Raw genomic sequence first — 24975 nt, 5'->3', positions numbered from 1 at the left:
GTGACATGTTCATGAGCCAGCCGGACCCGGACAGGGCAGGACTGCAGCAGCGTATCGTGCCCGTGCTGGCGGCGATCTGTCTTCTGCTGGCTGCCGGGGCGGGCCTGCCACTGGCTCGGGAGAACCCGGCGGCGCTGACGGTTGTGCTGGCACTCGTCGCCCTGCTGCTGGCGGTGGTTATCATCAGCTGGCGGCAGGCAGACCGGGCCCTGACCCGGCAGCGTTCGGACCGTGCCCGGATCGCACGGTTGGAAGCTGAGAAGGCGGATCTGGAGATCTTCGTCAACGCGGCGACCCACGACCTGCACGAACCCCTGCGCAAGATCCAGGTTTTCGGCGACCGCCTGCGCGACAAGCTGGGCCTCCTGCCCGATCCGGCCCTCGCGCAACCGCTGGACCGGATGACCGCCGCGGCCGGGCGCATGCGCGACCTGCTCGATGCGCTGCTGGTACACGTCCGGGTGCGCGATGACCGGACGGCCATCACATCCGTCGATCTGGATGCTGTCCTGGCCGGGATTCTCGAGGATCGTGCGCCCGGCATCCAGGCGGCGAAGGCGAAAATCGAGAGCGACCCGCTGGGCATGGTCGAGGCCGACGCGGTCCAGATGCGGACACTTTTGGAAAATCTTATCGATAATGCCTTGAAATACCGGCGTTCGGACGCGAGTGTGAATATTCTTATTTCCACTCAGGCCGGCGGGGACGAGGCAGGCGGGCGCGTGACAATCGAGATCAGCGATAACGGGATCGGCTTCGATCCGCGCCATGCCGAGCGCATATTCGGTCTGTTCGAGCGTCTTCACTCGCGCGACGCCTATCCGGGGGCCGGTGTGGGGCTTGCCACATGCCGCAAGATTGCCGAACGTCACGGCGGGTCGCTTTCCGCCCGTGGAGAACCCGGTTCGGGCGCTTGCTTCACCTTGATCTTGCCCCGCCGACAGGCGAACCTGTTATCCGACCCGGCCCGCAGGGCCGACTAATTCGACGAGGCTTTCATCATGAGCCAGGACAACCGGCTTTTCACCATTCTCATGGTCGACGACGATCCGGATGATCGTCTGCTCTTCAAGGAAGCCTGCGAGGAAGTGCGCTTGCGCAATCCACTGGAATTCCTCGAGAATGGCGAACAGCTTGTCGATTATCTCAAGCGCCGCGGCGCTTATGCGAACCTGGAGGGTACGCCCTATCCGGGGATCATCCTGCTGGACCTCAACATGCCGCTCAAGGACGGGCGTGAGGCGCTGGAAGAGATCAAGAATGACAATGAGCTGCGGCACATCCCGATCATCGTCCTGACGACCTCGAAGGATGAGGACGATATCCTGTCCAGCTACGGGCTGGGGGCGTCGTCCTATATCGTCAAGCCGATCTCGCTCGACCGGCTGATGCGGGTGGTGAACTCGATCGGCGAATACTGGGTGCAGATTGTCGAGGTGCCGTCGGCGGAAGGCCCGGCCGAGGACCTGGACGACGAGGAATAGCGCCGCTCAGGCGAATCGCCTTTCGCGCGAGCGGTCGCGACTTCGACGCAATTATTGTCTAGTGTCCCTCCTGGCGGCCTTCGGGGGAGGGGAATTCCATGCTGTTCGCACGTCTGTCCAAGATTTCGGCGACGCTGTTCGTGTCCATGCTCATGGCCATGGGCATGCTCGTCCTGCTCTGGTTCTACCTGCCTGAATGGCTGGGCTGGGTGCAGGATGGCGCCGATCTCGTCGAGGACGGCGTGTCGGCCATTCCCATTCCCGAGCAGTACAACAATCTCGTGCGCATCTATGCCAGCGACGACAAGATCGTCCTGCTGATCTTCACGGTCATCGCGCGCTTCATTCTGGCGATTTTCGGCACGGCTTTCACGGCCGCGACCCGGGTCGCGAAAGTCCGTGTGGCCGAGCCGCCCTTCATCAGCCGCATCTCCTCGATGATCGCCACGCTCTTCCTGTCTTTCGTCGTGGCCATACTGATGCTGGCCTTTATCGCACTGACCATGGAGCATGTGCTGCATTCCATGCTCGATATGGCCGACTGGGTGGAAGATCAGCTTGCGCATCTGCCGCTGGCCGGACGCTGGCGCTCCGGCGTACGGTTTGCCGTGTCGGACGACAAGATCCTGCTGCTCTTCTTCACCATCATCGCCCGTGTGCTGATCGCCCTCGTGGCGACCGCGTTCACGGCGGCGTGGAATTCGGTCACCGGCGGCAAGACCGAGACCATCAAGGTTCCGGCCTGAGCCGCGTTAGGCGCTGAGACGGTCTGCCAGGAAGGGCAGGGAGCGGTCCATGCGGTAGTCGATCGAGGAGTGGTTGTCCGGGAACTCCTCATAGACATGGTCGATGCCGCGGGCGGCGAGCGCCTTGTTCATGCGGCGCGCGCCATAGACCAGATTGTACTGGTCGACATCGCCGCAATCGATGAACAGGCCCTTCAGGGATTTCAGCCCCTCGGCATGGGCGTCGAGCATTTCCAGCGGATCCCATTTCATCCACTCGGCCCAGCGCTCGGGAATGCGTTCGCAGGTGTCGGTTGTCACCGGCAGGCGGATGCCCAGGAAGGCGTCGGGATCGGGGTCGTAGGTCGCGCCCATGGCCAGGGTCATCATGGCGTGCAGATCGTCGCCATTGACCTTGTCGGAGGCTTCGAAAGCCTCCACGAAATCCTGGATATTGCCGCCATGCTTGGCGAGGCGCCGCAGGGTGAAGGCAAAGTCGGCGGCGAACATCAGATCGAACCCCATATCGCCGGAATGGCAGGCTGCGGCTGACCAGAAATCGGGGTGCAGCTGGGCGTGGACCATGGCGCCATAACCGCCGGAGCTCTTGCCGAACACGCCGCGCCGGCCCGGGCCGCCGCAGCCGAAGGTCTGCTCAATGAACGGCACGGCCTCCTGCAGCAGGAAATCGTCCCAATTCCCCATGGCCGCAGAGTTGACGTACTGATTGCCGCCCAGGCGGGTGAAACAGTCCGGGAAGGCGATGACGCAGGGTTTCATCTCGCCGGCATCGATCAGGCGCTGGGCGCGGCTGGGGGCGCTTTCCCCGAAGCTTTTCCAGTTGGTGTGGGCCGGGCCGCCGCCGGTGAAGCCGACCAGATCGACGAGCAGGGGCAGACAGGCCGGATCGTGGCCGTGCGGGATGTAGACATCGATCCGCCGCGTCAGGTCCTCGCCGAGCATGTTGTTGGCGATCGCTTCGCTCTTCACAAAGTGCGTGGTGACCGTTCCGGCCGGCAGGTGACGTTCTCGGCGCATGGCTTTCCCCATTGGCTTGCGCGGCCACACTAGAGTGCATGTCCTCGCGGGCAAGTGCTTGAGATGCAGCGCGAAGCGGGTGATCCTGCTGCATGGTCCAGGACAAGCGCTTCATCTCTGCCGACGGGCTGCTGGTCGACAGTATCCGTCTGGCGCGCCAGATTCACGATGCCGGCTTCCGGCCGACCCATATCGTCGCCGTCTGGCGGGGCGGTGCGCCGGTCGGCATCGCGGTGCAGGAATATCTCGAATACCGGGGGCTGGAGACCCAGCACATCGCCGTGCGGACGGCCTCTTATACCGGAATCGACCGGCAGGCGCCGGTCGTGCGCGTGTTCGGCGAGGGCTATCTGGTCGACACGCTGAATGCGGAGGACCGTCTGCTTATCGTCGACGATGTCTTCGACAGCGGCCGCTCGATCGAGGCCCTGCAGCGTGTTCTGCAGGAGAAGTGCCGCCGCAATTATCCCGGCGAGGTGAAAGTGGCCACGGTCTACTACAAGCCGGCCCGGAACCGCACCGGCGGCAAGCCGGACTTCTTCGTCGAGGAAACCGATGACTGGCTGGTCTTCCCGCACGAGATCTGCGGTCTCACCGACGACGAGATCCGCACCAAGGGCGCAGCCGGCGCGGCGGTGCTGGACTAGCGGTCACGGCCAGTCGCGGGCACCGTGAAGGATGCGCAGGATCTCGATGCCGTCGCCGTTCTGCCGGTAGATGATGAGATAGGCCGTTCCCGGCAGGGCCAGTTCCCGCGTTGATGCGACACGCCCGGTGCGGCCCATCGACGGGTAAGTACCCAGCATGCCGACGGCTTTGAACATGTGATCGCGAAGACGGGTGGCGGCGTCGATATTGTCGGCGGCGATCCGGGTGAAAATGGCAATCAGGTCGTCTTTCGCGCGGACGGACCAAGCGATCGTCATGCCTTGCGGGCCGCCTCGATCAGCGTGTCGATCTCTGCGACGACCTGGTCATGCGGCACGGTCTTGCCGGCATCGGCATCGCGGATACCGTCCCGGATGGCTTCAACCATCCAGTCCTGACGATCGAAATATTGTTGCAGGGCTTCCTTGACGACCCAGTTGCGGGACCGGTCCTGCGCCTTTGCCAGGGTGTCGAGCTTGTCGATGGCGGCATCGTCGATGCGGATGGAGATATTTTTCATAATCCCGGCTTTGTAATCAGCTTTGATGAAGTGTATCACGCCGCCGGAACCCGCAAAAGACGTGACGCCCGGCCCTCCCTACTTCACCCGGTGGATGGCGCACAGCTTGTTGCCGTCGGGGTCGCGGACATAGGCCAGGTGCATCGGGCCCATACTGGTTTCGCGAAGGCCGGGCGCGTCCTCGATCGAGGTGCCGCCATTCGCGATACCGGCATCGTGGAAGGCCTTCACCTGCTCGGGCGAAGTGCACTTGAAGCCGATCGTGCCGCCATTGGCACCGCAGGCGGCCTCGCCATTGATCGGCTCGGAAATGCCGAACGTGTTGCCGTCATGCCGGTAGAAATAGCGCACATGCCCCGTCGGCGCTTCATTGCGCACGGCCTCGCCGGCACCCAGCGTGCCCAGGACCGCATCGTAGAAGGTTTTCGAGCGCTCGATATCGCTGGCGCCGACCATGATGTGATTGAACATGCGTTTTGCTCCCCTCAGGCCTCGTCCAGGCCGATGTCGAAATTGGGCGCCGAATGGGTCAGCGCGCCCACCGAGATTACATCGACACCGGTCTGCGCGATATCGCGCACCGTGTCGAGATTGACCCCGCCGGATGCCTCCAGCGTGACCTTGCCGCTGGCGGCCGCGACGGCGGCCCGCAGATCGTCGGGCGGGAAATTGTCGAGCAATACGCTTTCGGCACCGGCATTGATGGCGGCGTCGAGCTGGTCGAGCCGGTCGATCTCCACGGCGACGCGGGTCATGTGGCCGGCATGGTTGCGGGCGGCCTTCACGGCCTCGGCGACCCCGCCACAGACGGCGACGTGATTGTCCTTGATCAGGATGGCGTCATCCAGCCCGTAGCGGTGCAGCGCGCCGCCGCCGGCCTGGACGGCCTGGAGTTCGAAAGCGCGGAAGCCCGGCGTGGTCTTGCGGGTGTGGGCGATGCGGGCCTTCGTCCCCGCGACGGCATCGACATAGCGGCGGGTGAAACTGGCGATGCCGCTCATGCGGCCGAGGAAGTTCAGGGCGATCCGCTCGGCCGAGAGCAGGGCACGGGCCTGGCCGTTGATGGCGGCGAGCACGTCGCCGGCCTTCACGGTGTCGCCATCGCGCACCTGGACATTCACCAGCGCGTCCGGATCCATCTGCCAGATCGCCTCCACGGCCGGCTGCAGGCCGCAGATCACACCGGCTTCGCGGGCGACGAAATAGAATTTCGCCTCCTGGATTTCCGGGATGCAGGCCAGCGATGTCACGTCGCCGCGGCCGCCCTGGTCTTCGGCGAAGGCACGGGTGACGGCGTCGGTGACGACGAAGCGGGGCAGGGGAGAAACGGGCATGGCGTCCTATTCGGCAGGTTCGCGGTAGCGGGCCGGACTGGTGGTGCTGGCGGCAAGGTCGGCCAGGGTCATCCGGCTATGCTGTGCCACGGTGTCGGTGGCGGGGCAATCGGTGCGGAAATGCCCGCCCCGGCTTTCATTCCGGTTGAGGGCGCCGGTGACGATGAAGCGTGCCGCAAGCAATGCATCCGCGTCACCATGTGTGCGCACAAGACCATCAATGAGGTCACATAGCTGCACCATAGCGCCACCATTCCGCTCCACACCGCAGGCCCGGCTCATGGCGGCGCGGAGTGTCGCGAGTGCGTCGGCGGGAAGTTCGGGCGGAAGGTCCGGCGCCGGCGCAACGGCATTGCCGCTGGACTTGCGCTCCGGCAGAGCCCTGGCCACCCGTGCCGCACTCACCAGGCCCTCGGCCAGCGAGTTGGAGGCGAGACGGTTGGCGCCGTGCAGGCCCGTCGAGGCGCATTCGCCGATGGCATAGAGGCCTGGGATGCTGGTCGCTCCGTCGATATCGGTCATCACTCCGCCCATATGATAATGGGCTGTGGGGGCGACGGGGATAAGTTCGCGGCGCGGATCGATACCGGCCTGCATGCAAGCCGCGAAAACGGCAGGGAATTCCTCCGGGAAAGCCGCGCCGATCGCGGTGCGGCAATCGAGGAAAGCGCCCTTGCCGGAGAGGTTCTGCCGGTGCACCGCCCGGGCGACGACATCGCGCGGGGCGAGTTCGGCATCGGCGTGGACGGCTTTCATGAAACGGTGGCCCGTGCGGTCGACCAGGGTCGCGCCTTCGCCGCGCAGGGCCTCGGTGCACAGCGGTGCCGGATCGAGACCGGCATTGAGGGCGGTCGGGTGAAACTGGACGAATTCCGGATCCTGGATCACCGCGCCCAGGCGTGCCGCCATCGCCATGGCCTGGCCCTGGGCGCCGGCCGGTGTGGTGGTGAGTGCAAACAGGCCGCCCGCCCCGCCCATGGCGAGGATGGTGGCTCCGGCTTCGATCGCTTCGGTTTGCCCGTCCGGCGAGCGGGCCAGCACGCCGGTACAGCCGGCAGCATCGCCCAGCAGGGCGGCGGCTTTCCAGCCATTGCGGATCTCGATGTGCGGCGCCCGGCGCACGGCGGCGATCAGGGTGGACATGATCGCGGCCCCGGCGCCGTCGCCCTTCACCCGGGCAACCCGGTGGCGGGCATGGGCGGCTTCGCGGGAGAGCGACCAGGCCTCGCCCCGCCGCTCGAAAGGCGCGCCCAGGGCGGCAAGCTCGCGGACTTCCTGCGCCGCACCTTCGGCCAGTGCCCGTGCCGCATCCGCGTCGACCAGTCCGGCACCGGCGGTGACCGTGTCGGCGGTGTGCAGGGCGGCGCTGTCATCGTCCGCCAGCGCGGCCGCGACTCCGCCCTGGGCCCAGCCGGAGGCTGCGCCTTCACCCAGCGGCGCCCCGGTTAGCAGCACGACTGGCCGCGGCGCCAGCTTCAGCGCCGCCCACAGCCCCGCAATCCCGGCGCCGCAGATGAGGACGGGACGGGTCATGGATGCTCTCCAGTCGGAGAGCCATACAGGTCCATGCAAACGAACTCCCGGAATGCGTACCGGGTATCGATTTCAAAGAGTGGCCAACTGTCGGAGCAGTCGCTTGTTGTGCACAAACAGGTGATCGTCCTGTCAGGGTCTGCGCCTGGCGCAAGCGGCTCAAATAGAACCACGCTCTGTGAGGCGGCAGCAAATTCGCGCGTTCGGAGAGGAGAAAGTTCCGAATGCGCGAGAAAATGATCCCAGGCTGGGGTCTGATCATCTGTGAACGAAGGAAGGGCGAGGACAAAGTCGGACCAGATGATCTCGATTTCCTGCTGTGCACTCGGCGTCATTTCAATTCGACGCAGCTGACCAACGGTATCCCGGCGGGATTCGCCCGTCAGGAACTGACCGGGAAGCGTGTCGACGCTGACGACAGTCGGGTGCTCCAGCCCCCACTCGAGGTGTTCACCCTCCCGGCATTGCAGATGCGATGACCCGATCGTGTCCCGGGCCGTGCGGGGCGCCGGGTTCAAACTGTTCGGGAGGCAGACCGGGTGCGCATACCCCGCCAGCGTAAGCGTCGCACCGTTCAACGCGAAGCTTTGAAATGGATCCTCGAAGGCGAAAACGGCGACCACGTCCGCGGGGCGGGCCGGGCTGTCCGCATAGGCTGCGGCGACACTCGAGTAGAGGCTTCCGGCATAGCCGTCGCGATGTCCGGCGCGGAAGTGTCCCTGAAGGACGACATGTCGACAATGGATGCTGTCGTCAGACAGCACCGGTGCGAGTTCTGGCAGAGTGATGAACAGTTCGTCGAAGTCGGATGGTTGCGGGCGTGAATCTTCTGGATGCCGCGGACACGATGCTTCAGACGGCACGGAGTGTTCAGCCGGAGCGACGTAGGCCTGAGCTGGCGTGGCCAGAGTCAACTGGAACGCCGCCCACAGCCCCGCAATCCCGGCGCCGCAGATGAGGACGGGACGGGTCATGGCCGTCCTCCTAGATCGAGACCAGGTCCACGGGCTTTTCCTGCTTGGCCGGGTCGAAGCTGGCGGGCTTGTCGGGCTTGGGCAGGTCGAGCATGGCCTGGACGGAGCGGCGGGCGCCGTCGATCACATCGTCGGGCACGGTCACTTCGTGCTGTTCCAGACGCAGGCAGTCATAGATGTTTTCCAGCGTGATCCGCTTCATGTGCGGGCACAGATTGCACGGCCGGATGAACTGCACCTCGGGCACTTCGACGGCGACATTGTCGCTCATCGAGCACTCGGTCAGCAGCACGGCCTTCTTCGCTCCGGAATTGCGGGCATAGTCGGCCATGGCGGCGGTGGAGCCGGCATAGTCGGCAGCCTGGACCACCTCCAGCGGGCTTTCCGGGTGGGTGATGATCAGCACGCCGGGATGGGCGTCGCGCAGGTCCTGCACGTCCTGGGCGGTGAATTTCTCGTGCACTTCGCAGCTGCCGGCCCAGGTGAGAATGCGCACATCGGTCTGGGCGGCGACATTCTTGGCGAGATACTGGTCGGGCAGCAGGATCACCGTGTCGGCGCCCAGGCTCTCGACGACCTGTACGGCATTGGAGGAGGTGCAGCAGATATCGCACTCGGCCTTCACATCGGCCGAGGTGTTCACATAGGTGACGACGGGCACGCCGGGATAGGTAGCCTTGATGCGGCGCACATCCTCGCCGGTGATCGAGGAGGCGAGGGAGCAGCCGGCGCGGGTGTCGGGGATCAGCACTTTCTTCTCCGGCGCGAGCACCTTGGCGGTCTCGGCCATGAAGTGGACGCCGGCCTGGACGATGATGTCGGCCTCGCTCTCGGCGGCCATGCGGGCCAGGGCCAGGCTGTCACCCATCAGATCGCCGACGCAGTGGAAAATGTCGGCGGTCATGTAGTTGTGGGCGAGAATGACGGCGTTCTTTTCCGCCTTCAGCTGGTTGATGGCATGGATCAGCGGCGCCTTGGCCGGCCATTCCATCGGGGTGATGATGTCCTTCACCTTCTCGTAGAGATGGTCCGTCGCGGCCTTGACCTCATCCGTATACGCCAGTTCCGGCCGGGACTGTTCAAAGCCTTCAGGCGTGCCGTCCCAGTTCAATCGGTCCATTCTCTCCTCCCTTTTGCTCAATGTGAGCAATATTGGGGCCCGAAAATGGGCGGCTGTTTTCCGGTGCCGCCCTTATGCTCGAAATGAGCTTTAACGTGATCCGTATATATGCTCACCCTGAGCACAGTGCAAGGCACAGGCGTGCGACGCGATGCCTCGCCGTGCGAATTCCGGAATGAAGGTGATCAGTGTGCGGTGCGGGGGCGCAGGCCGGACAGCCAGACGCCGGTGCCCAGCGAAGCCAGGGCCAGGGCCAGGGCAAAAGCCGGTGCCAGCGGGATGCCGTTGACCATCAGCACTTCGACCGCAGCCACGCCGAGCGCGGCAGGGACCAGGATCTGGACCTGGATCAGCCGGTTTCTGGGGATGACGGCGACGATGGCAGCCACGACGAGAATTACGGGAATGACGGGCAGGTAGAGTTCGGCAGCAATCAGCCGCAAGGCGAGCACAATGGCAGCGCAAATCGCAAAAGCCAAAAAGGCGTTACGGATAGCCGTCCCGCTCAAAACGTACCCCCTCAGTGTACTCATACTGTCGTCAGACGCCTGCATTCTAAGCCTGAACAACTCTCAGCTGCAACACAAATTACCCGTCACGCAACCTGGGAATGGCCAGGCCCAGCGAGGGCAGGCCCGCCAGTGCTTCGCGGCGGTAACGGAAAAGTTCGGCCGGCCGCCCGCCCGTACGGCTTTCCATCCGGCCCGTCCCCTCGACGAATCCCGTGCGGTCCAGCGCGCGGCGGAAGTTCTGCTTGTGAAGCCGGTATCCTGCAATAGCCTCGACCACCTGTTGCAGTGCGGAAAGTGTAAAAAGGTCGGGCATCAGCTCGAAGACGATGGGGCGGTATTTGATCTTGCCGCGCAGGCGCGAGATCGCCGTCGCCAGGATGCGCCGGTGATCCGAGGCCATGGACAAGCCGAAGGCCGGGCATTGCGACGGGTTTTCCACCTGGCCGTCGCGCGCCGCCTCGGCGACAAGCCCGGCTTCGTAGAGCAGCTCGTAGCGGTCGAGCACGCGTTCCTCGTTCCATCCGCCGCCGCCGACACCGAAAACGGTTTTCAACCGGTCGTGGCGCGAGGCCCGGCGGCCGGGCACGCCGGCTTCGTCGGCCCAGGCTGACAGGCGCGGAATGATCTCGGCCTCGATCAGCGCCGGCTTGCCGTCGCGCCAGTCTTCCCAGGGGAAGAAATCATACCAGCCGCGCCAGCGTCCGCCGCCATCGGGCGGGGTGCTCTTGTCGGGCGTCAGGGCGAGATAGCCGATCGACACGATGCGGGCGTCCTCGGAACCTGTCATCGCGGCAACCGGCGCCTCGCGGCCGCGATCGCCGAAAGTGTAGAGCTGTTCCACATAGCCCAGCTGGAAGTGGGCCTGTTCGGCCACCCAGCGGCGCAGACCGATCTCGAACGTGCGGTGCCGGGCGGGATCGAACGGACCGAAGGGCAGGGCGACCCCGCCGCCTTCCTGCGGCACGATGAGAAGCTGCGGCGTGTCGCCGTCGACCGAGAGAATGACCGCGTTCAGACCGACGGAGATCGACTGGCCGGCCGGCTGCATCAGCGCCGTCCTTCGAACTGGCCCAGCACCGTCTCGAAACGGTCGAGGAAAAGGATCTGGGCCTGTTTCACCGATTTCGGCACGATCTCGATTTCCAGCTCGCCCGGCGGGCGGCCAAAGAATTTCAGCGACTCGTCATGGCTGAAGCCGGCAATCTGGGTCGCCTCGAAATAGGCGCAGATCACATCGGCCCGCTTGATCTTGCGCTTGGTTTCCCTGGGCAGTTTCGGCGGCAGGCCGAAACGCAGATGGATGGCCGCTTCCAGCCGGTCCTCGAACTCGCGGTAGTTCACGCCCAGTGCGGCCTTGAACGGGCTGATCATGTCGCCGATCACGTATTCCGAGGCGTCGTGCAGCAGGGCGGCGAGGCGCCATTTCTGTTCCAGGTCCGGATAGAGGTGATCGAGAATATCGAGCACGACGACCGAGTGTTCGGCGACGGAAAAGGCATGATCGCCATGGGTCTGCCCGTTCCAGCGGGCGACGCGGGCCAGGCCGTGGGCGATGTCCTCGATCTCCACGTCGAAGGGCGAGGGGTCGAGCAGGTCGAGCCGGCGGCCGGAAATCATGCGCTGCCAGGCGCGCGGTGCGACGGCTTTCTTGCGGGCGGCAGCAGGCATGCGGGTCGGACCTCCGGTTTGGCGGAGAGCGGAGATAGCACCGATGCTGCCATCACTCCACTCTGCGCACTGTCAGGCCGGGCTTTGCGCTGCAGAGAACGCCGCGCCTGTCTGCCTTGCACGGCGCGGTCAGGGGGTTCACTCTGCGCCGACCAGAACGGTTCGTGAGACCGGAACTCCGGGGGAAAACATGCGACTGATTGCGATGATTGCGGCGCTGGCAGCCTTCACGGCGCCGGCCTTGGCCCAGGACTATTCCAACTATTCCGAGGATGCGCTGCGCGCCGAGCTGGCGCGGATCGCGACGGCCGAGACGAAAGTCCTCGTGCCGATGCGCGACGGGATCGGCCTGTCGACGGATATTTACCGGCCGCGCGAGGCCGATGAAGACGTGCCGGTGATCTTCTGGCGCACCCCGTACAATTTCAACACCCTGTCAGGCAGCCGCCTGCGCATGGCGGTCGAGGCGGTCAATCGCGGCTATGCCTTCGTGATCCAGAATGAGCGCGGCCGCTATTTCTCCGAGGGCGAGTTCGAGATTCTCGGCTATCCGCGCACCGATGGCTATGACGCGCTCGACTGGCTGGCGGCGCAGGACTGGTCGAACGGCCGGGTCGGCACCTGGGGCTGCTCCTCCTCGGCGGAATGGCAGCTGGCGCTGGCGGCGATGGATCACCCGGCCCACGCGGCGATGGTGCCGATGGCGTCCGGCGCGGGCATCGGCCGGGTCGGCGAATTCCACGAACAGGGCAATTGGTATACCGGCGGCGTGCCGCGCAATCTCTTCTTTGTCTGGCTCTACAATGTCGACAATCCGCTGCGCGCCCAGATCCCGGCCGGTCTCGACCCGCAGATGCGCAGCCGCATCGCGCAGTACAATGACCTGGCGACCGACAAGCCGGAGGTCGACTGGGCCAGCCATATCGCCTTCCTGCCGGTCTCCGAACTGCTGTCCACGCTGGGCGAGCCGCCGGCGACTTTCGACGAATTCATCGTCCGCGGTCCGGCCGATGAGGGCTGGTATGAGGGCGGGCTCTACCATGACAATGAGGATTGGGGCGTGCCCGCGCTCTGGTTCAATTCCTGGTATGACGTGTCGATCGGCCCGAACATGGCGCTCTACAACCATGTCCGCGAAAACGCCTCCGACCGCGAGGTGCGCGACAACCAGTATGTCGTCGCCGGTCCCAATGTGCACTGCAACTTCTTCAACTACGGCCCGGATACGGTCGTCGGCGAGCGCAATGTCGGCGACACGAGCTTCGACACGACGGGGCTGATCTTCGCCTGGTTCGACCGCTGGCTGAAGGGCGAGCGCAATGCCTGGGACCGCGACACGCCGCGCGTGCAGTACTACGCCATGGGCGCCGATGAGTGGCGCGGCGCGGAGGAATGGCCGCCGGCCGCGGCCGAGCCGGTGCGGCTCTATCTGCATTCCGGCGGCGATGCCAACAGCCGCTATGGCGACGGGCGTCTGAGCTTCGAGGCGCCGGAGGGTGAGGAGCCCGCCGACACCTATGTCTACGATCCCATGGTGCCCGTGCAGACCATTGGCGGTGGCGATTGCTGCAATGGCGGCATCGTGCATCCCGGCGCGCGCGACCAGCGGCCGGTCCAGGTACGTGACGACGTGCTGGTCTACACCTCCGACGTGCTCACCGAGCCGCTGGATGTGACCGGCTTCATCGATGCCGTGCTCTATGTTTCCTCGGACGCGCCGGATACCGACTTCGCCGTGAAACTCGTCGATGTCGCTCCGGACGGCACGGCCTGGATCGTCGACGACACCATCCTGCGGGCCCGCTATCGCAATGGCTATGACACGCCGCAGATGATGGAAGAGGGCGAGGTCTATGAACTCGACTTCACGCCGATGACGTCGAGCATCGTCTTCCAGCCGGGCCATCGCATCCAGGTGGAGATCACCTCGTCCAACTTCCCGAAATTCGTGCGCAATCTGAACACGGGCGGGAACAATTACGACGAGAGCGAGGGCCGTGTGGCGACGAATTCCGTGCACCATTCGCCCGGGCACGCCTCCTATATCGAACTGCCGGTCGTTCGCGCACGCTAGGGTGTGCGTGAGATCGCCGCATCGCGGCCGGACGGATTGACCCGACGGCGAAAAAGGGGTGCGATATCGTTGACTTGGAACAGGAGACCGAGATGGGTCTGACACGTGTGGTGATGCGGCTGGGCCGCAATCCTGACGCCGGCTATCCCGATGGCGACGAGCATCACGGCTATGTCGTGGTCGCGCCGCTCGACAAGGATGGCAAGCTGGACCTCGAATTGTGGCGCGCCCACAAGGAGAAATGCACCGTCGACCGCTTCTCGCCCGATCCGGACGAGAAGGCCGATGGCTGGCTCTCCCATCGCGGTTCGCACTGGTATTTCCGCTATGACGAGGAAGACGAGGGCCCGGACGAACCGGTCTTCCGCCTCGGCGACCACACGCTGCGCGTCGGAGACTATCTCACCATCCACGAAGCCGATGGCGACGACCTGACCTACCGCATCACGGAGGCGGTCGCGGTCTGACCGGACCCGCTTTCGCTAGTCCTTGGCCGCCCGCTGCGTGTCAGCGGGCGGTTTTATTGTGTCGATCAGCCGCCGGCCGGCTTTCAGGAGCGGCATCTCGACGGCGATATGGGTCAGCCAGCCCAGGGCGATGCAGGCGGCCAGGGCGACGAGATAGAAGAGCGGGCTCCACAGGCTGTCGGGCAGCACGCGCGCCAGCGCGCTGATCGCCAGCAGATGGCCCAGATAGATCGCATAGGACCAGTCGCCGATGCGCGCGGCGAGGGCGGGCAGGTGCGGTTTCCAGGCCAGCCAGGCCGCGGTGATGCCGATGGCGAAGGGGGCGAAGACCGGCACGCGCAGGGCGGCCGCGTCGATCGCGTCGAGCCCGCCGCCATGGGTCCAGACCAGTCCGCCGATCGCACCGGCCAGCGCGACGACCGTGAGCGGCCAGCGCCAGGCCGGCAGCCGGTCGCGCAGCACCGAGAGGCCAATGCCCGACAGGAAGAGCAGGTTGAACGGGCTGAAGGCGACGCTCAGCCAGGGCGAGACATCCCGCGGCATCAGGGCGGTCGCGGCAATCGTTGCCGCCGCCCACAGCGCGGCTGCCCGGACCCGCCAGACCGGCGGCAGGGCCAGCGCCAGTCCGAACAGGGCATAGAAATAGAGCTCGTGCGTCAGCGTCCAGCCGACCAGCAGGACGGGCAGGTCGTGATGCGGGATCAGGGTCAGCGAGGCGATGAGGTCGAGCTCGGCAAAGGAGCGGGTCAGGCTGTCGCCGAAGACGAGATAGCCCGCCAGTGTCAGCCCGGTGAATATCCAGTAGAGCGGGAAGATCCGGTTCAGCCGCTTGAGGAAGTAGCGCACATCCAGCCCGCGACGGTCGCGGTAGAGATGGTGGATGATGAAGCCGGACAGGACGAAGAAGACGTCGACGCCGGCAAAGCCGAAATAGGCCGTCTGGTCGAGCAGCGTCGTGGTGAGGAAGCGCGCATCGGCCTGATGGATATGGGCGAGCACGACGAGCAGGACCGCGACCATGCGCAGGTGCTGAATCTCGACAATGGTCGTGTGCCGCCCGTGTTCCTGCATGATCGCGGCGCCGGCTATTCGCCGGCCGGATCGTTCGCGACGAGGGCGATATGGCGGCGGTCCGGGCTGACGGCGAGGCGGGTGACCCCGTCGATATCGTGCACGGCCAGATCGGCGACCGAGTGCCAGGGCGCATTCAGCGTGCGCGTCATCAGCACATTCTCGTCGACCGCAAAGAAACCGTCCGTGCCGTCCGGCAGGGTGAAGACGGCATAGTCCTCGGTCTCGCCGGGCAGGTCGAAACGGTGTTCCGGCGTGGCGCCGTCGAACCCGGTTTCAAAGACGGCAAAGCCGCCATCCTCGTGCGGCAGGGTGAAGTAGACGCTGTCATGGTCCGGCGCGGCATAGAGGGCGCGGCCGATGCCTTCGGCGGCGGTGACAATCCCGGTATCCTCGAACCGGCCGAAGACTTTCAGCGGGAAGTTGTCCTCAAGGCTGAACACGGCCAGCCGGGTCATGTCGGCATTGAAGGCGTAATAGCCGTTCGGGCCGACATCGGAGGCCGAGCGGGCATTGCCGCCACCCGGCGCGTCCAGCCAGACCTCGCCGCCATAACCGCCGGGCGCCTGGTAGATATAGGACAGCGCGCCGCCGGCCGGAGTCGGCCGCGGCGAGTATTCCCCGGCATCGGGCGTGTCGGTGATCTGCGTGCGCACGGTGCAGTCCAGGCTGCAGCGCCAGATATCGGTGTGCTCGCTGTCGCCGGAGGTGAAGTAGAAGCTGGTACCGTCTTCGGTGAAGGCGGGCTGGTTGTCATAGCCGGGCCGCGCGGTGGCATTGGTCAGCGTGCCGATGGCCGGAATATTGCCGACCCAGCTGAGCGGCGCGATGTAGATGTCGACACCGGGCAGGCCGGCGGTTTCGGCCTCGTCCTCGGCGTCCGTCTGGGCCGTGTCCCCGCCTGCCGGCTGCGGCGTGGCAGTCTCTTCAAGGGCGCCCGGGCCGTCAGCGGCTTCCGGTTCGGGTGCGGGGTCGGAACAGGCAGCGATCAGGCTCAGGCCGGCCAGTGCGGCCAGGGTGTGTATCGGGCGCATCAGCGTTTCCTCACGGCAGCCGCGCCGACACCGTAACCGGCACCAAAAGCGCACATCACGCCGGTCTCGCCGGCTTTCATATCGTCGGAATGCATCTGGAAATTCATCACGACGGAGGAGGAGGACGTATTGCCGTACTCGGTCAGGATGGCCGGTGCGTTTTCCTCTGTCCGGTCGCGGCCGAGAATGCGTTTGGCGATCATGTCGACCATGCGGATATTGGCCTGGTGCAGCCAGGCGCGGCGCACATCCTCCGGTGCCAGACCGATATCCTCCATCATCGAGCGCGCGACCGTGGGCGCAAAGCCGACCACATCCTTGAAGACGCGGTGGCCGTCCTGGTCGAGATGCGGCTCGAAGTCCGGATCGACCTGGCGTTCGGCGATGTTGATGAAGCCGAAATCCGAGCGCAGCGCCGAGGACCACTTGTTCTGGGCATGGGTGCCCAGCACGTCCCAGCCGCCCGGCCGGCCGTCATCGGCCTCCACGATCATCGCCGCCGAGGCGTCGCCGAAGATGAAGTGCACTTCGCGGCGCGAGTGCACATTGATGCAGGTCATCAGTTCCGGCGAGCAGATCAGCAGGCGTTTCGCCTGGCCCGAGCGGATCATGCCATTGGCGATGTGCAGCCCGTAGAGCGCCGAGGCGCAGGCCATGGTCAGGTCGAAGGAGAAGCCGTCCGAGCCGATGATGTTCTGGATCTCGCAGGAAACGCCGGGGAAATTGCGCTGCTGGGCCGAGGAGGCGACGATCACGCCGTCAATGTCCGACCCGTCATAGCCGGCGGCCTCCAGTGCCGGCGTCACCGACTTCATGGCGAACTCGGCCTGCACCGAGACCTCCTCGATCGGGCGCGGCGGGATTTGCGGCACCATGCGGTCGATATCCAGGATGCCGGACTTCTCGTAGACATGCCGGCGCTGGATGCCCGAAGCGTTGACGATGAACTCGGCGCTGGACAGGGGCACAGGCTCGACATCGCCGGCCGCAATGGCTGCGGCGTGTTCGGCATTGAACCGCTCGGCATAGGCATTGTAGCTCGCGACGAGCTCGTCATTGTCGATGACACTGGGCGGGGCCCAGTAACCGGTCGCCCGGATGACGCTGTCTGGCACGGTTCCCGACTCTTTCTTCCCGACTTTTCGTCAGCGTAAAGCATGCCTGCCCCCGATCAATCCATGCGCGCATTGCCGCGCCCGGGCGGCCGCCCGAAAAACGAGCAAGCCTGCCCGATTGTGCAGCGCACACGGCGCAAAACCGCGATTTTCCCGCGGCGGCGTCGACTCCCGGAAAATCCGGCGCCTAGCTCATGGGCAGACAGCAAGAAGCACTCAACCGCTCGCCGGAGGCCCCGCATGGACACTGGAAACAATGCCTGGATCCTGACCTCGACCGCCCTGGTCCTGTTCATGACCTTGCCGGGGCTGGCGCTTTTCTATGCCGGCATGGTGCGCCGCAAGAACGTGCTCTCCACGCTGATGCAGAGCGTCGGTGCGGCGGCCATCGTCACCGTGCTGTGGGCGCTGATCGCCTATTCGCTCGCCTTCTCCGACGGGGGCGGGCTGAACGCCTTTGTCGGCGGGCTCGGCCGTCTTGGCATGGCGGGGATCGCACCGGACACGATGTCCGGCGACCTGCCCGAAAACCTCTTCCTGATGTTCCAGCTGACCTTTGCCATCATCACCGTCGCGATCATCGCCGGTGCGGCGGTCGAGCGGATCAAATTCTCCGCCTTCATGGTGTTCTCGGCGGTCTGGGTGGTGCTGGTCTATGCGCCGATCTGCCACTGGGTGTGGGGCGGCGGCTTCCTGGGCGAGGCGGGCGTGCTCGACTTTGCCGGCGGCGCCGTGGTGCACATCAATGCCGGTGTGGCCGGCCTGGTGCTCGCGAAATTCGTTGGCCCGCGCAAGGGCTATCCCGGATCGAACCTGGCGCCGGACAATCTGGTGCTGACGGTCGCCGGTGCCGGCATTCTCTGGGTCGGCTGGTTCGGTTTCAACGGCGGCTCTGCGCTGGCAGCTGACGGCGCGGCAGCGCACGCCCTGGTCACCACACAGCTGGCCACCGCGACCGCCGTCCTGGTGTGGATGGGGCTGGAATGGATCCTGCGCGGCAAGGCCAGCGTGCTCGGCGCGGCGTCCGGTGCCGTGGCCGGCCTGGTCGCGATCACCCCGGCCGCCGGCTTCGTGCCGGCCTGGGCGGCCTTCTTCGTCGGTGCCGGCGGGGCCTTTGCGGCCTATTGGGGCGTCACCGCCCTGAAGAAGGCGCTGAAGATCGACGACGCACTCGACGCGTTCGGCCTGCACGGTGTGGGCGGTCTGGTCGGCGCCATCCTGACGGGTGTCTTTGCCAGCGAAGCGATCGGCGGCGCGCCGGGCGCCATCGAAGGCAATCTGCTGCAGGTCTGGACCCAGACCTGGGGCGCCCTGGCCGCGGCGGTCTATTGCGGCGCCGTGACCTTCGCCATCCTGTTTGTCCTGTCGAAGCTGATGTCCCTGCGCGTCGACGAGGAATCCGAAGTCTCCGGTCTCGATACCAGCCTCCACGGCGAGTCCGTCGGCGGCTGACACCGGCTCATGGTTCGGCCGGTTGGGGGCCGGAACGGGGGTGAGCGCTGTAAGGGGTTGCGGCGCTTACCCCCGACCTGTTTTGAACCGTTTCGCGTCCAGGCCATGTCCTCCCCGGCCTCGAGACGTCAGACTGACCCGGTTCGCTGCGGCGGACCGGGTCTTTTTTTGGCCCCGCTTTTTTGAGGCTGAAGACCAGGAGAAGAGGATCAGGGCGCAGGACATCCCTCGGGCGTGCATGCCAGGGCAGGATCGCTCCCGTCCGGTGCGGATACCGGATCGCCCTCGGCGAGGAGCGAACCGATCGCGGCACCGAGTGCGAGATCGGTGACCGCACCGAAACTGTGCCGCCTGATGCGGCCCTGCCGGTCGATCAATATCGTGGTCGGCGTGCCTTGCATGGCATAGGCGGCCATGGTGCGGGGCAGGCCGCCCCGATCTCCGGCCGCATCTCCGGGCGCATCTCCGGGCGCATCCATCGCGACGGGAAAGGCGATCCGGTATTCGTGCAGGAAGGCAGCCAGCGCCTCGCGGCTGCCCTGGGCCTGATGATGTTCGAACACGCTGTGCAGGCCGATCACGGCGACGCCGTGTGCGGTGAAATGCTCGGCGACGCGCCGGGCCTGCGGCAGGGCGTGTGAGACACAGCCCGGGCACAGCATCTGGAAGGCTTCCAGCAGCACTATCCGGCCGCGCAGGCCGGCCAGGCTCAACGGCTCCGCAGTGTTCAGCCAGCCGGATACGGTGAGTTCGGGGGCGGGTTTGAGTTTCATCCCGGTATCCTCCGGATGGATGCCCGCCAGCGGCGGCGCCGGCGGGCTATCCGTTTTATCAGGCGGCCTGGCGGGGTTTGACGCGGGGGAAGTCGACCTCGACGCCGAACACGACATTCACGTAATTGGTGAAGAGGTTGAGTGCGACATGCGCGACGATCTCGACGATTTCCTCATCGTCGAACCCGGCCGCACGCAGCCGCTCGACGGCACTGGCGCCGACATGGCCGCGCTGTTCGACGACGGCGAGCGCGAAGTCGAGCGCGGCCTGGGTGCGCGGATCGGCGGCCTTGCCGGCGCGGGCGGCTTCCATCGCGGCGGGCGTTTCGCCGGCCTGGGTGCCCAGCACGGTGTGGGCGGAGAGGCAGTATTCGCAATCATTCCGGTTGGCGATCGCCACGGCGATCTTTTCGCCCAGCGCGGCATCGATGCGTCCGCCGCCCAGCGCCTGGAAGCTGCCGAGCATGGATTTCAGCGCGGCCGGCGAGTGGGCGACGGTGCCGAACATGTTGATGACGGCGCCGAACTGGCCCTTCACGGCGTCCATCAGCTGCTTGCGTTCGCCCGAGGCGTCGGCGTGCGGGAAGGGGGTGATGTGGGGCATGGGGTGTCCTTTCGCTCTAAAAGTATCGACTCGATACATTTAAAAGCTAGGAAGCGGATCCGGGGTTTGCAAGACCTGTTTTGACTCGATACGTTCAGGCATGTCCGGACACTCGCCGACCACGCACCTGCTCGAACGCCTGTCCCGCCTCATCCAGAACGAGGCGCATGCAAGCGGGCTCAAACCCGTGCAGTGGGAAATCCTGCGCTTCCTGCGTCTGGCCAACCGGTTTTCCCGCACGCCCTCGGCCGTGACCGCCTATCTCAACCTGACGAAGGGCACGGTGTCGCAATCGCTCAATGCGCTGGAGACCAAGCAGCTTGTGACGAAGGAGCCGGTCGCCGGTGACCGGCGGCGACTGACGCTGGCGCTGACCGCGGCGGGACAGGAGATGCTGGCCGGCGATCCGATGGACGCGCTGGACGCGGCGGCTCGGAGCGTGGAGGCGGCACGCGGCGAGGACCTGTCCGGCGGGCTGCGGGCGGTGCTGTCAGACCTTCTGCGCCGGCGCGGCGGCCGGGCCTTCGGCGTGTGCCGGACCTGCCGGCATTACCGGCCGGAGCCGGGCGTGGCAGGTCAGGCGCGATGCGCCCTGTTGAACGAAGCGCTCACGCCTGCCGACAGCGAGGCGATCTGCGTCGAGCATGATGGCTAGGGATACAAGCCGGACAGTGGTGCCGGCGGCCGCTGCCTGCTAGGTCAGGTAAAGACAAACGGGGGGATATCGAATGTGGCGTTATCTGGCGATCCTGGGACTGCTGTGTCTGACGGCAGCGGCCCTGTCACAAGATGAACCGCAATCCGGCGGGGTCGAGGCCTTTCTCGACCGGGCTGTTCCCCGGGCGGCGGCGCCCGGTCTGGCCTATGCGCTTGTCGAGAATGGCGATGTGCGGCTGGGCGAGCGCGGTGAGCGCGTGGCAGGCAGTGGCCTGCCGGTCACCGAAGACACGCCCTTCGCGCTCGGCTCGATCTCGAAGAGTTTCACGGCGCTCGCCATCCTGCAGCAGGTCGAGGCGGGCCGGATCGAGCTCGATCATGGCATTGGCGAGTATCTGGATGTGTTCGACGGCCAGCCCGGCGGGACGATCACGATCCGCCAGCTGCTGAGCCATACCAGCGGCTATTCCACACTGCAGGGCAATCAGTCCCATACCGACGGCGCCGGCGAGACTGACGGGCTGGCCAACCGGGTCCGTCAGCTGGCGGCTATGGCGCCGGCCGGCGAGGCCGGCGGCCGGTGGCAGTATTCCAATGCCAATTATCTCATTCTGGGCGGGCTGATCGAGACGGTCAGCGGGCTGGAATACGGCGACTATATCGAGACGCGGATCCTTGAGCCGCTGGGGATGGATGACAGTTTCGTCGCCGATGGCGAGGTGCATGAGGCCATGGCGATCGGCCATACGCCCTGGTTTGGCGGCCGGCGCCCGGTTGCCGATCGCCGGACCGTGCGCGGCATGGCGCCGGCGGGGGGCGTGATGGCCAGCGCTGCTGATATGGCCCGCTATCTGGCGATGATGATGAATGGCGAGGACGATCTGATCAGCGCCGACCACAAGGCCATGATGATGCGCCCGGCCAATGCCGCCTCACCGCATTACGGCTTCGGCTGGTTTCTCGATGCCGAGGCCGATGCGGCCTACCACACGGGACTGACCCCGGGGGTCGAAACCATCGCTGTCCTGTCCCGCGCGGAGCGAAGAGGCGGGGTGGTTCTGGTCAATGCCAATAGCGGCATGGGGTTTGGCGTGACCGGAGACATTCTCTCCGGCTTCGCGGCGATTGCGCTGGGGGAGACACCGCAAAGTGGCGGCAATCACCTCGGGGCAAAGAGCCTCTATCTCATGCTGCTGGTGCTGCCGGTTCTCTTCCTGGCCGGCATCGCGACGGCGTGGCTACGCCGAGCGGGCCTGCGGGCGAAGTCGGGTGCTTTCGGCGCTTTCAGCCTTTTCTTCCCCCTGGTCGCGACCCTGGCGATGGCCTGGGTGTTTGTGGACCTGATCCCCAGACTCTTCGGCGTTCCGCTTGCGACCTTCAATCTCTACCAGCCGGACATGACGATCCTGCTGATCGCCGGGTCGGTGTGCGGCGTGGGTTTCGCGGTCTTCAGGCTGGCGGTGGCCTATAGCGGCCGCAGATAGGCCGCTCCGTTTCCGCCTAGAGTTTCTCGACAAACACCGTGCCGGCGGAATAGCCCGCGCCGAAAGAGCAGATCAGGCCCTTCTCGCCGGCCTCGAACCCGTCATTGTGGCGGTGGAAGGCGACCAGCGAGCCGGCCCCGGCCGTGTTGGCGAACTCGTCGAGGATGACCGGCGCTTCGTCCGGCTCGAACTCGCGGCCGAACACTTTCTTGGCGACCAGCATGTTCATGTTAATATTGGCCTGGTGCAGCCAGAGGCGCTTCATCTGGTCGGGCTTGAGACCGAAGCTCGCCATGTCGTTGAGGATCATCTCGGCGACCATGGGACAGACTTCCTTGAAGACCTTGCGGCCTTCCTGGACGAAATAGCGATCCTCGAAATCCGGTTCCGGGTCTTCCGAGGCGTTGAGGAAGCCGAAGTTCGACCGGATATTGTTCGAGAATTTCGTCATCATGTTGCGGCCGAGAACGCGCCAGCCCTCTCCGCCGGCGACATCCTCGTGCTCGATCAGCATGGCCACGGCGACATCGCCGAAGATGAAATGACTGTCGCGGTCGCGGAAATTGAGCTGCGGCGTGGTGATTTCCGGCACGATGACCAGTACGGATTTTGCCATGCCGGTATCGATCATGTTGATCGCATTGACCACGCCGAACGTGCCGGACGAACAGGCCACCGTCATGTCAAAGCCGAAGCCCTCAATGCCCAGCGCGTCCTGCATCTCGATCGCCATGCACGGATAGGTGCGCTGCATCGATGTGCCCGAACAGATCACCGCGTCGACATCCTTGGGGTCGCGGCCGGCGCGTTCCAGCGCGTCGCGGGCGGCGGCGACGCCGGCTTCCGCGGTCAGCGCGAGCTCGTCATTGGCGCGCGGCTTCACCCGCGGGCGCATGCGATCGACATCGAGCACGCCGGCCTTGTCGATCGTGTAGCGCGACTTGATGCCGGAGGCCTTCTCGATAAAGCCGGAGGAGGAGGGGTTTTTCGCCTCGACCGAACCGCGCGCGATGGCGTCGGCATTCTCGGCGTTGAAACGTTCGACATAGGCGTTGAAGCAGGCGACGAGTTCATCGTTGGAAACGGACTCGTCGGGGGTCCAAAGACCGGTGGACCGGATAACCGCGTTCATTCACATCACTCCGGGACGTACGCAAGAGGCGCGAAACTAGTCCGGCAACGCCGCGGCGTCACCCTTCTAGCGCGGTTGTCCGGTCCGGCCGGCGTCAGAAGCGCCAGCTCAGGCCCAGGGCGACCAGGTCCGCGGCGTTCTCGTCATAGACCCCGGTCAGCGTGTCACCGCCCGATCCGGTCTCGTCGATTTCGGCATCCTCGAAGAAGATGTGCTGGTAGCCGGCGTCCAGCGTGATGTTCTCGCGCGGGGTCCAGGAAGCGCCCAGCGCAGCGACGGTGCGGTCGGCATCGGGCACGCGCGGCGAGCGGAAGTCCGGATCGGTCGGCGTTTCCTCGACGGCAACACCGCCGCGCACGGTCCAGGCCGTATTCACGGCATATTCGGCACCGGCAGAATAGCGGATCGTGTTGTCGTAATTGAGGGTTTCCACCGTGTCCGGCTGGGCCGGATTGTCGAAATCGACGGAAATCCCGTCAAACCGCTCCCATTGCGACCAGCTGACATCGCCGGTCAGGGCGAGGCGTTCAGTGGCCTGGTGATGCAGGCTGACCGAGAAGCGGGCCGGCAGGTTCAGCGGCGCAAAGGCCTGGCTGTCGGTGAAGGCGGGATCGAGCAGGGCGCCCATCGCGGCGGGGGCGGAGAATTGTGCATCGCCCTCGATGCCGTGATCGATCCCCGAACGGTAGGCGAGACCCAGCCGGGTCGCATCGCTCAGCGTGATCAGCGCGCCCAGATTATAGCCCAGCGTCCAGTCATCCCCGTCCAGCTTGACGAAACCGTCGGCCTGCTGCGGCAGGGCGCCGATGGATGAGCACGTGCCCGGCGCGGCCGGTTCGACCTGGCCCAGGCACAGGGATCCGAAATCGATCGCATTGGTCAGTTTCACGCTGGCATATTGCGCGCTCACGCCGAGACCCAGCGACAGCCAGTCATTCACGACGAAGCCGAGCGAGGGGTTGATATCGATCACCGTCAGCTCGGATTCCAGCGTCTGGTAGCGGCCGGTCCAGCCATTGTCATAGTCGGTCGTCAGGCCGAAGGGCGCGGTCAGGCCGACGCCGAACCAGAATCGCCCGTCGCCGATGGGCTGGGCGTAGTAGGCATTGGGGATGACGGCGTCGTTGAACAGATCGCCGCCATTGCCGCCGCTCAGCGGGGCGCCGGTGGCATCGGTCGAGCCCGTATCGGTGAACTCGCCGCGGCCCAGAATGCCGTGCAGGCCGACATTGAGCTGGCGCCCGTCAAGCTGTGGCAGGGCGGCGGGATTGGAAAAGACGGTCGAGGCGTCGGCGGCATAGGCGGCATTGCCCGAATTGGCGAGGCCGAGATCGCGCACGCTGTATTCCTGGATGCGGAAACCCTCGGCGTGGGCGGCTGTGCCGGAAAGGGCGATCAGGATGGCGGTCGCGGAGACGCGCCAGCCGGCGGGGGGAAGAGACGGAAACATGACATACTCCTTGCGCCCTCCCCAGAGACCCAACGGGATGCGACGTCGTTTCGTTCCCTCCGCGTTTCAAGAGGTTTGCTGCGCAGCAAAATCTGCTTTTCGCAGC

The 24975-nt window shown here is 65.5% G+C and carries 27 protein-coding genes; 9 read left to right on the top strand and 18 right to left on the bottom strand.

The window, feature by feature from the left end:
- The first annotated feature begins 11 nt into the window (after window positions 1-11).
- From JJ918_RS13265 to JJ918_RS13255, 3 genes are all read left to right on the top strand, one after another.
- The gene (locus JJ918_RS13265) at window positions 12-983 is read left to right on the top strand and encodes an ATP-binding protein (RefSeq protein ID WP_291888137.1); all 972 of its coding nucleotides are present in this window, start codon (window positions 12-14) and stop codon (window positions 981-983) included.
- Between the two features lie 18 nt (window positions 984-1001).
- Window positions 1002-1484: a response regulator gene (locus JJ918_RS13260; RefSeq protein ID WP_291888135.1), complete on the top strand. Its 483-nt coding sequence runs from the start codon at window positions 1002-1004 to the stop codon at window positions 1482-1484.
- Window positions 1485-1582: 98 nt separating this feature from the next.
- Entirely contained in the window at window positions 1583-2230 is a 648-nt protein-coding gene (locus tag JJ918_RS13255; protein WP_291888133.1) for a hypothetical protein, read from the top strand.
- Window positions 2231-2236: 6 nt separating this feature from the next.
- Here JJ918_RS13255 and JJ918_RS13250 read toward each other — a convergent pair whose 3' ends face one another.
- Window positions 2237-3247, bottom strand: coding sequence for an alpha/beta hydrolase-fold protein (locus tag JJ918_RS13250; protein WP_291888130.1), 1011 nt, complete (start codon window positions 3245-3247; stop codon window positions 2237-2239).
- A 92-nt stretch (window positions 3248-3339) separates the two neighbouring features.
- On the opposite strand from JJ918_RS13250, the gene JJ918_RS13245 reads away from it, so the two are divergent.
- On the top strand, window positions 3340-3894 hold the full coding sequence (locus JJ918_RS13245) for a phosphoribosyltransferase (RefSeq protein ID WP_291888128.1): 555 nt from the start codon (window positions 3340-3342) through the stop codon (window positions 3892-3894).
- A 3-nt stretch (window positions 3895-3897) separates the two neighbouring features.
- Here JJ918_RS13245 and JJ918_RS13240 read toward each other — a convergent pair whose 3' ends face one another.
- From JJ918_RS13240 to JJ918_RS13195, 10 genes are all read right to left on the bottom strand, one after another.
- Complete coding sequence (locus tag JJ918_RS13240; protein ID WP_291888125.1) at window positions 3898-4173, bottom strand: type II toxin-antitoxin system RelE/ParE family toxin; 276 nt, start codon at window positions 4171-4173, stop codon at window positions 3898-3900.
- A complete protein-coding gene (locus JJ918_RS13235) occupies window positions 4170-4415 on the bottom strand; it encodes a CopG family ribbon-helix-helix protein (protein WP_291888123.1) in 246 nt (81 codons plus the stop codon). Before JJ918_RS13235 ends, JJ918_RS13240 begins: the two co-directional genes overlap by 4 nt.
- Window positions 4416-4493: 78 nt before the next feature.
- Window positions 4494-4886, bottom strand: a complete 393-nt coding sequence (locus JJ918_RS13230) for a VOC family protein (protein WP_291888120.1) — start codon at window positions 4884-4886, stop codon at window positions 4494-4496.
- A 14-nt stretch (window positions 4887-4900) separates the two neighbouring features.
- Window positions 4901-5749 carry a carboxylating nicotinate-nucleotide diphosphorylase gene (nadC, locus tag JJ918_RS13225; RefSeq protein WP_291888117.1) on the bottom strand — a complete coding sequence of 283 codons (849 nt, stop codon included), beginning with the start codon at window positions 5747-5749 and terminating at the stop codon, window positions 4901-4903.
- A 6-nt stretch (window positions 5750-5755) separates the two neighbouring features.
- Complete coding sequence (locus JJ918_RS13220; protein WP_291888114.1) at window positions 5756-7282, bottom strand: L-aspartate oxidase; 1527 nt, start codon at window positions 7280-7282, stop codon at window positions 5756-5758.
- A complete protein-coding gene (locus JJ918_RS13215) occupies window positions 7279-8256 on the bottom strand; it encodes a hypothetical protein (protein ID WP_291888112.1) in 978 nt (325 codons plus the stop codon). The genes JJ918_RS13220 and JJ918_RS13215 overlap by 4 nt, the downstream gene beginning before the upstream one ends.
- A 10-nt stretch (window positions 8257-8266) precedes the next feature.
- Window positions 8267-9376 carry a quinolinate synthase NadA gene (gene nadA, locus JJ918_RS13210; RefSeq protein WP_291888109.1) on the bottom strand — a complete coding sequence of 370 codons (1110 nt, stop codon included), beginning with the start codon at window positions 9374-9376 and terminating at the stop codon, window positions 8267-8269.
- Between the two features lie 185 nt (window positions 9377-9561).
- Window positions 9562-9885, bottom strand: a complete 324-nt coding sequence (locus JJ918_RS13205) for a hypothetical protein (RefSeq protein ID WP_291888106.1) — start codon at window positions 9883-9885, stop codon at window positions 9562-9564.
- 79 nt (window positions 9886-9964) lie between these two features.
- Entirely contained in the window at window positions 9965-10936 is a 972-nt protein-coding gene (locus JJ918_RS13200) for an NAD regulator (RefSeq protein ID WP_291888103.1), read from the bottom strand.
- The gene (locus tag JJ918_RS13195; protein WP_291888100.1) at window positions 10936-11556 is read right to left on the bottom strand and encodes an HD family hydrolase; all 621 of its coding nucleotides are present in this window, start codon (window positions 11554-11556) and stop codon (window positions 10936-10938) included. Before JJ918_RS13195 ends, JJ918_RS13200 begins: the two co-directional genes overlap by 1 nt.
- A 190-nt stretch (window positions 11557-11746) precedes the next feature.
- On the opposite strand from JJ918_RS13195, the gene JJ918_RS13190 reads away from it, so the two are divergent.
- Together JJ918_RS13190 and JJ918_RS13185 are read left to right on the top strand one after the other, a co-directional pair.
- Window positions 11747-13630: a CocE/NonD family hydrolase gene (locus tag JJ918_RS13190; protein ID WP_291888098.1), complete on the top strand. Its 1884-nt coding sequence runs from the start codon at window positions 11747-11749 to the stop codon at window positions 13628-13630.
- A 92-nt stretch (window positions 13631-13722) separates the two neighbouring features.
- Window positions 13723-14097: a hypothetical protein gene (locus JJ918_RS13185; RefSeq protein WP_291888096.1), complete on the top strand. Its 375-nt coding sequence runs from the start codon at window positions 13723-13725 to the stop codon at window positions 14095-14097.
- 15 nt (window positions 14098-14112) lie between these two features.
- On the opposite strand, the gene JJ918_RS13180 is transcribed toward JJ918_RS13185, so the two are convergent.
- Genes JJ918_RS13180 through JJ918_RS13170 form a run of 3 tightly spaced genes read right to left on the bottom strand, consistent with a single transcriptional unit; the run spans window position 14113 to window position 17317 of the window.
- Window positions 14113-15168 carry an acyltransferase gene (locus JJ918_RS13180; protein WP_291888094.1) on the bottom strand — a complete coding sequence of 352 codons (1056 nt, stop codon included), beginning with the start codon at window positions 15166-15168 and terminating at the stop codon, window positions 14113-14115.
- A 14-nt stretch (window positions 15169-15182) separates the two neighbouring features.
- Complete coding sequence (locus JJ918_RS13175; RefSeq protein ID WP_291888092.1) at window positions 15183-16202, bottom strand: hypothetical protein; 1020 nt, start codon at window positions 16200-16202, stop codon at window positions 15183-15185.
- Window positions 16202-17317 carry a beta-ketoacyl-ACP synthase III gene (locus tag JJ918_RS13170; RefSeq protein WP_291888090.1) on the bottom strand — a complete coding sequence of 372 codons (1116 nt, stop codon included), beginning with the start codon at window positions 17315-17317 and terminating at the stop codon, window positions 16202-16204. Before JJ918_RS13170 ends, JJ918_RS13175 begins: the two co-directional genes overlap by 1 nt.
- A 240-nt stretch (window positions 17318-17557) precedes the next feature.
- On the opposite strand from JJ918_RS13170, the gene JJ918_RS13165 reads away from it, so the two are divergent.
- Complete coding sequence (locus tag JJ918_RS13165; protein ID WP_291888088.1) at window positions 17558-18769, top strand: ammonium transporter; 1212 nt, start codon at window positions 17558-17560, stop codon at window positions 18767-18769.
- Between the two features lie 209 nt (window positions 18770-18978).
- Here the strand turns inward: JJ918_RS13165 and JJ918_RS13160 are convergent, their stop codons facing one another.
- Window positions 18979-19542 carry a peroxiredoxin gene (locus JJ918_RS13160; protein ID WP_291888086.1) on the bottom strand — a complete coding sequence of 188 codons (564 nt, stop codon included), beginning with the start codon at window positions 19540-19542 and terminating at the stop codon, window positions 18979-18981.
- Between the two features lie 58 nt (window positions 19543-19600).
- The gene (locus JJ918_RS13155) at window positions 19601-20146 is read right to left on the bottom strand and encodes a carboxymuconolactone decarboxylase family protein (RefSeq protein WP_291888084.1); all 546 of its coding nucleotides are present in this window, start codon (window positions 20144-20146) and stop codon (window positions 19601-19603) included.
- Window positions 20147-20246: 100 nt separating this feature from the next.
- Between JJ918_RS13155 and JJ918_RS13150 the strand changes: the two genes are divergently transcribed.
- Together JJ918_RS13150 and JJ918_RS13145 are read left to right on the top strand one after the other, a co-directional pair.
- Window positions 20247-20801, top strand: coding sequence for a MarR family winged helix-turn-helix transcriptional regulator (locus JJ918_RS13150; protein WP_291888081.1), 555 nt, complete (start codon window positions 20247-20249; stop codon window positions 20799-20801).
- Window positions 20802-20874: 73 nt separating this feature from the next.
- Window positions 20875-22287: a serine hydrolase gene (locus tag JJ918_RS13145; protein WP_291888078.1), complete on the top strand. Its 1413-nt coding sequence runs from the start codon at window positions 20875-20877 to the stop codon at window positions 22285-22287.
- Window positions 22288-22303: 16 nt separating this feature from the next.
- On the opposite strand, the gene JJ918_RS13140 is transcribed toward JJ918_RS13145, so the two are convergent.
- Together JJ918_RS13140 and JJ918_RS13135 are read right to left on the bottom strand one after the other, a co-directional pair.
- Window positions 22304-23419 carry a beta-ketoacyl-ACP synthase III gene (locus JJ918_RS13140; RefSeq protein WP_291888075.1) on the bottom strand — a complete coding sequence of 372 codons (1116 nt, stop codon included), beginning with the start codon at window positions 23417-23419 and terminating at the stop codon, window positions 22304-22306.
- A gap of 94 nt (window positions 23420-23513) precedes the next feature.
- Window positions 23514-24869: an OmpP1/FadL family transporter gene (locus JJ918_RS13135; protein ID WP_291888072.1), complete on the bottom strand. Its 1356-nt coding sequence runs from the start codon at window positions 24867-24869 to the stop codon at window positions 23514-23516.
- Between the last annotated feature and the right edge of the window lie 106 nt (window positions 24870-24975).

The organism is Maricaulis sp. (genome assembly GCF_017642925.1).
Taxonomy (GTDB): domain Bacteria; phylum Pseudomonadota; class Alphaproteobacteria; order Caulobacterales; family Maricaulaceae; genus Maricaulis.
This window is presented reverse-complemented; position numbering and strand designations above follow the sequence as displayed.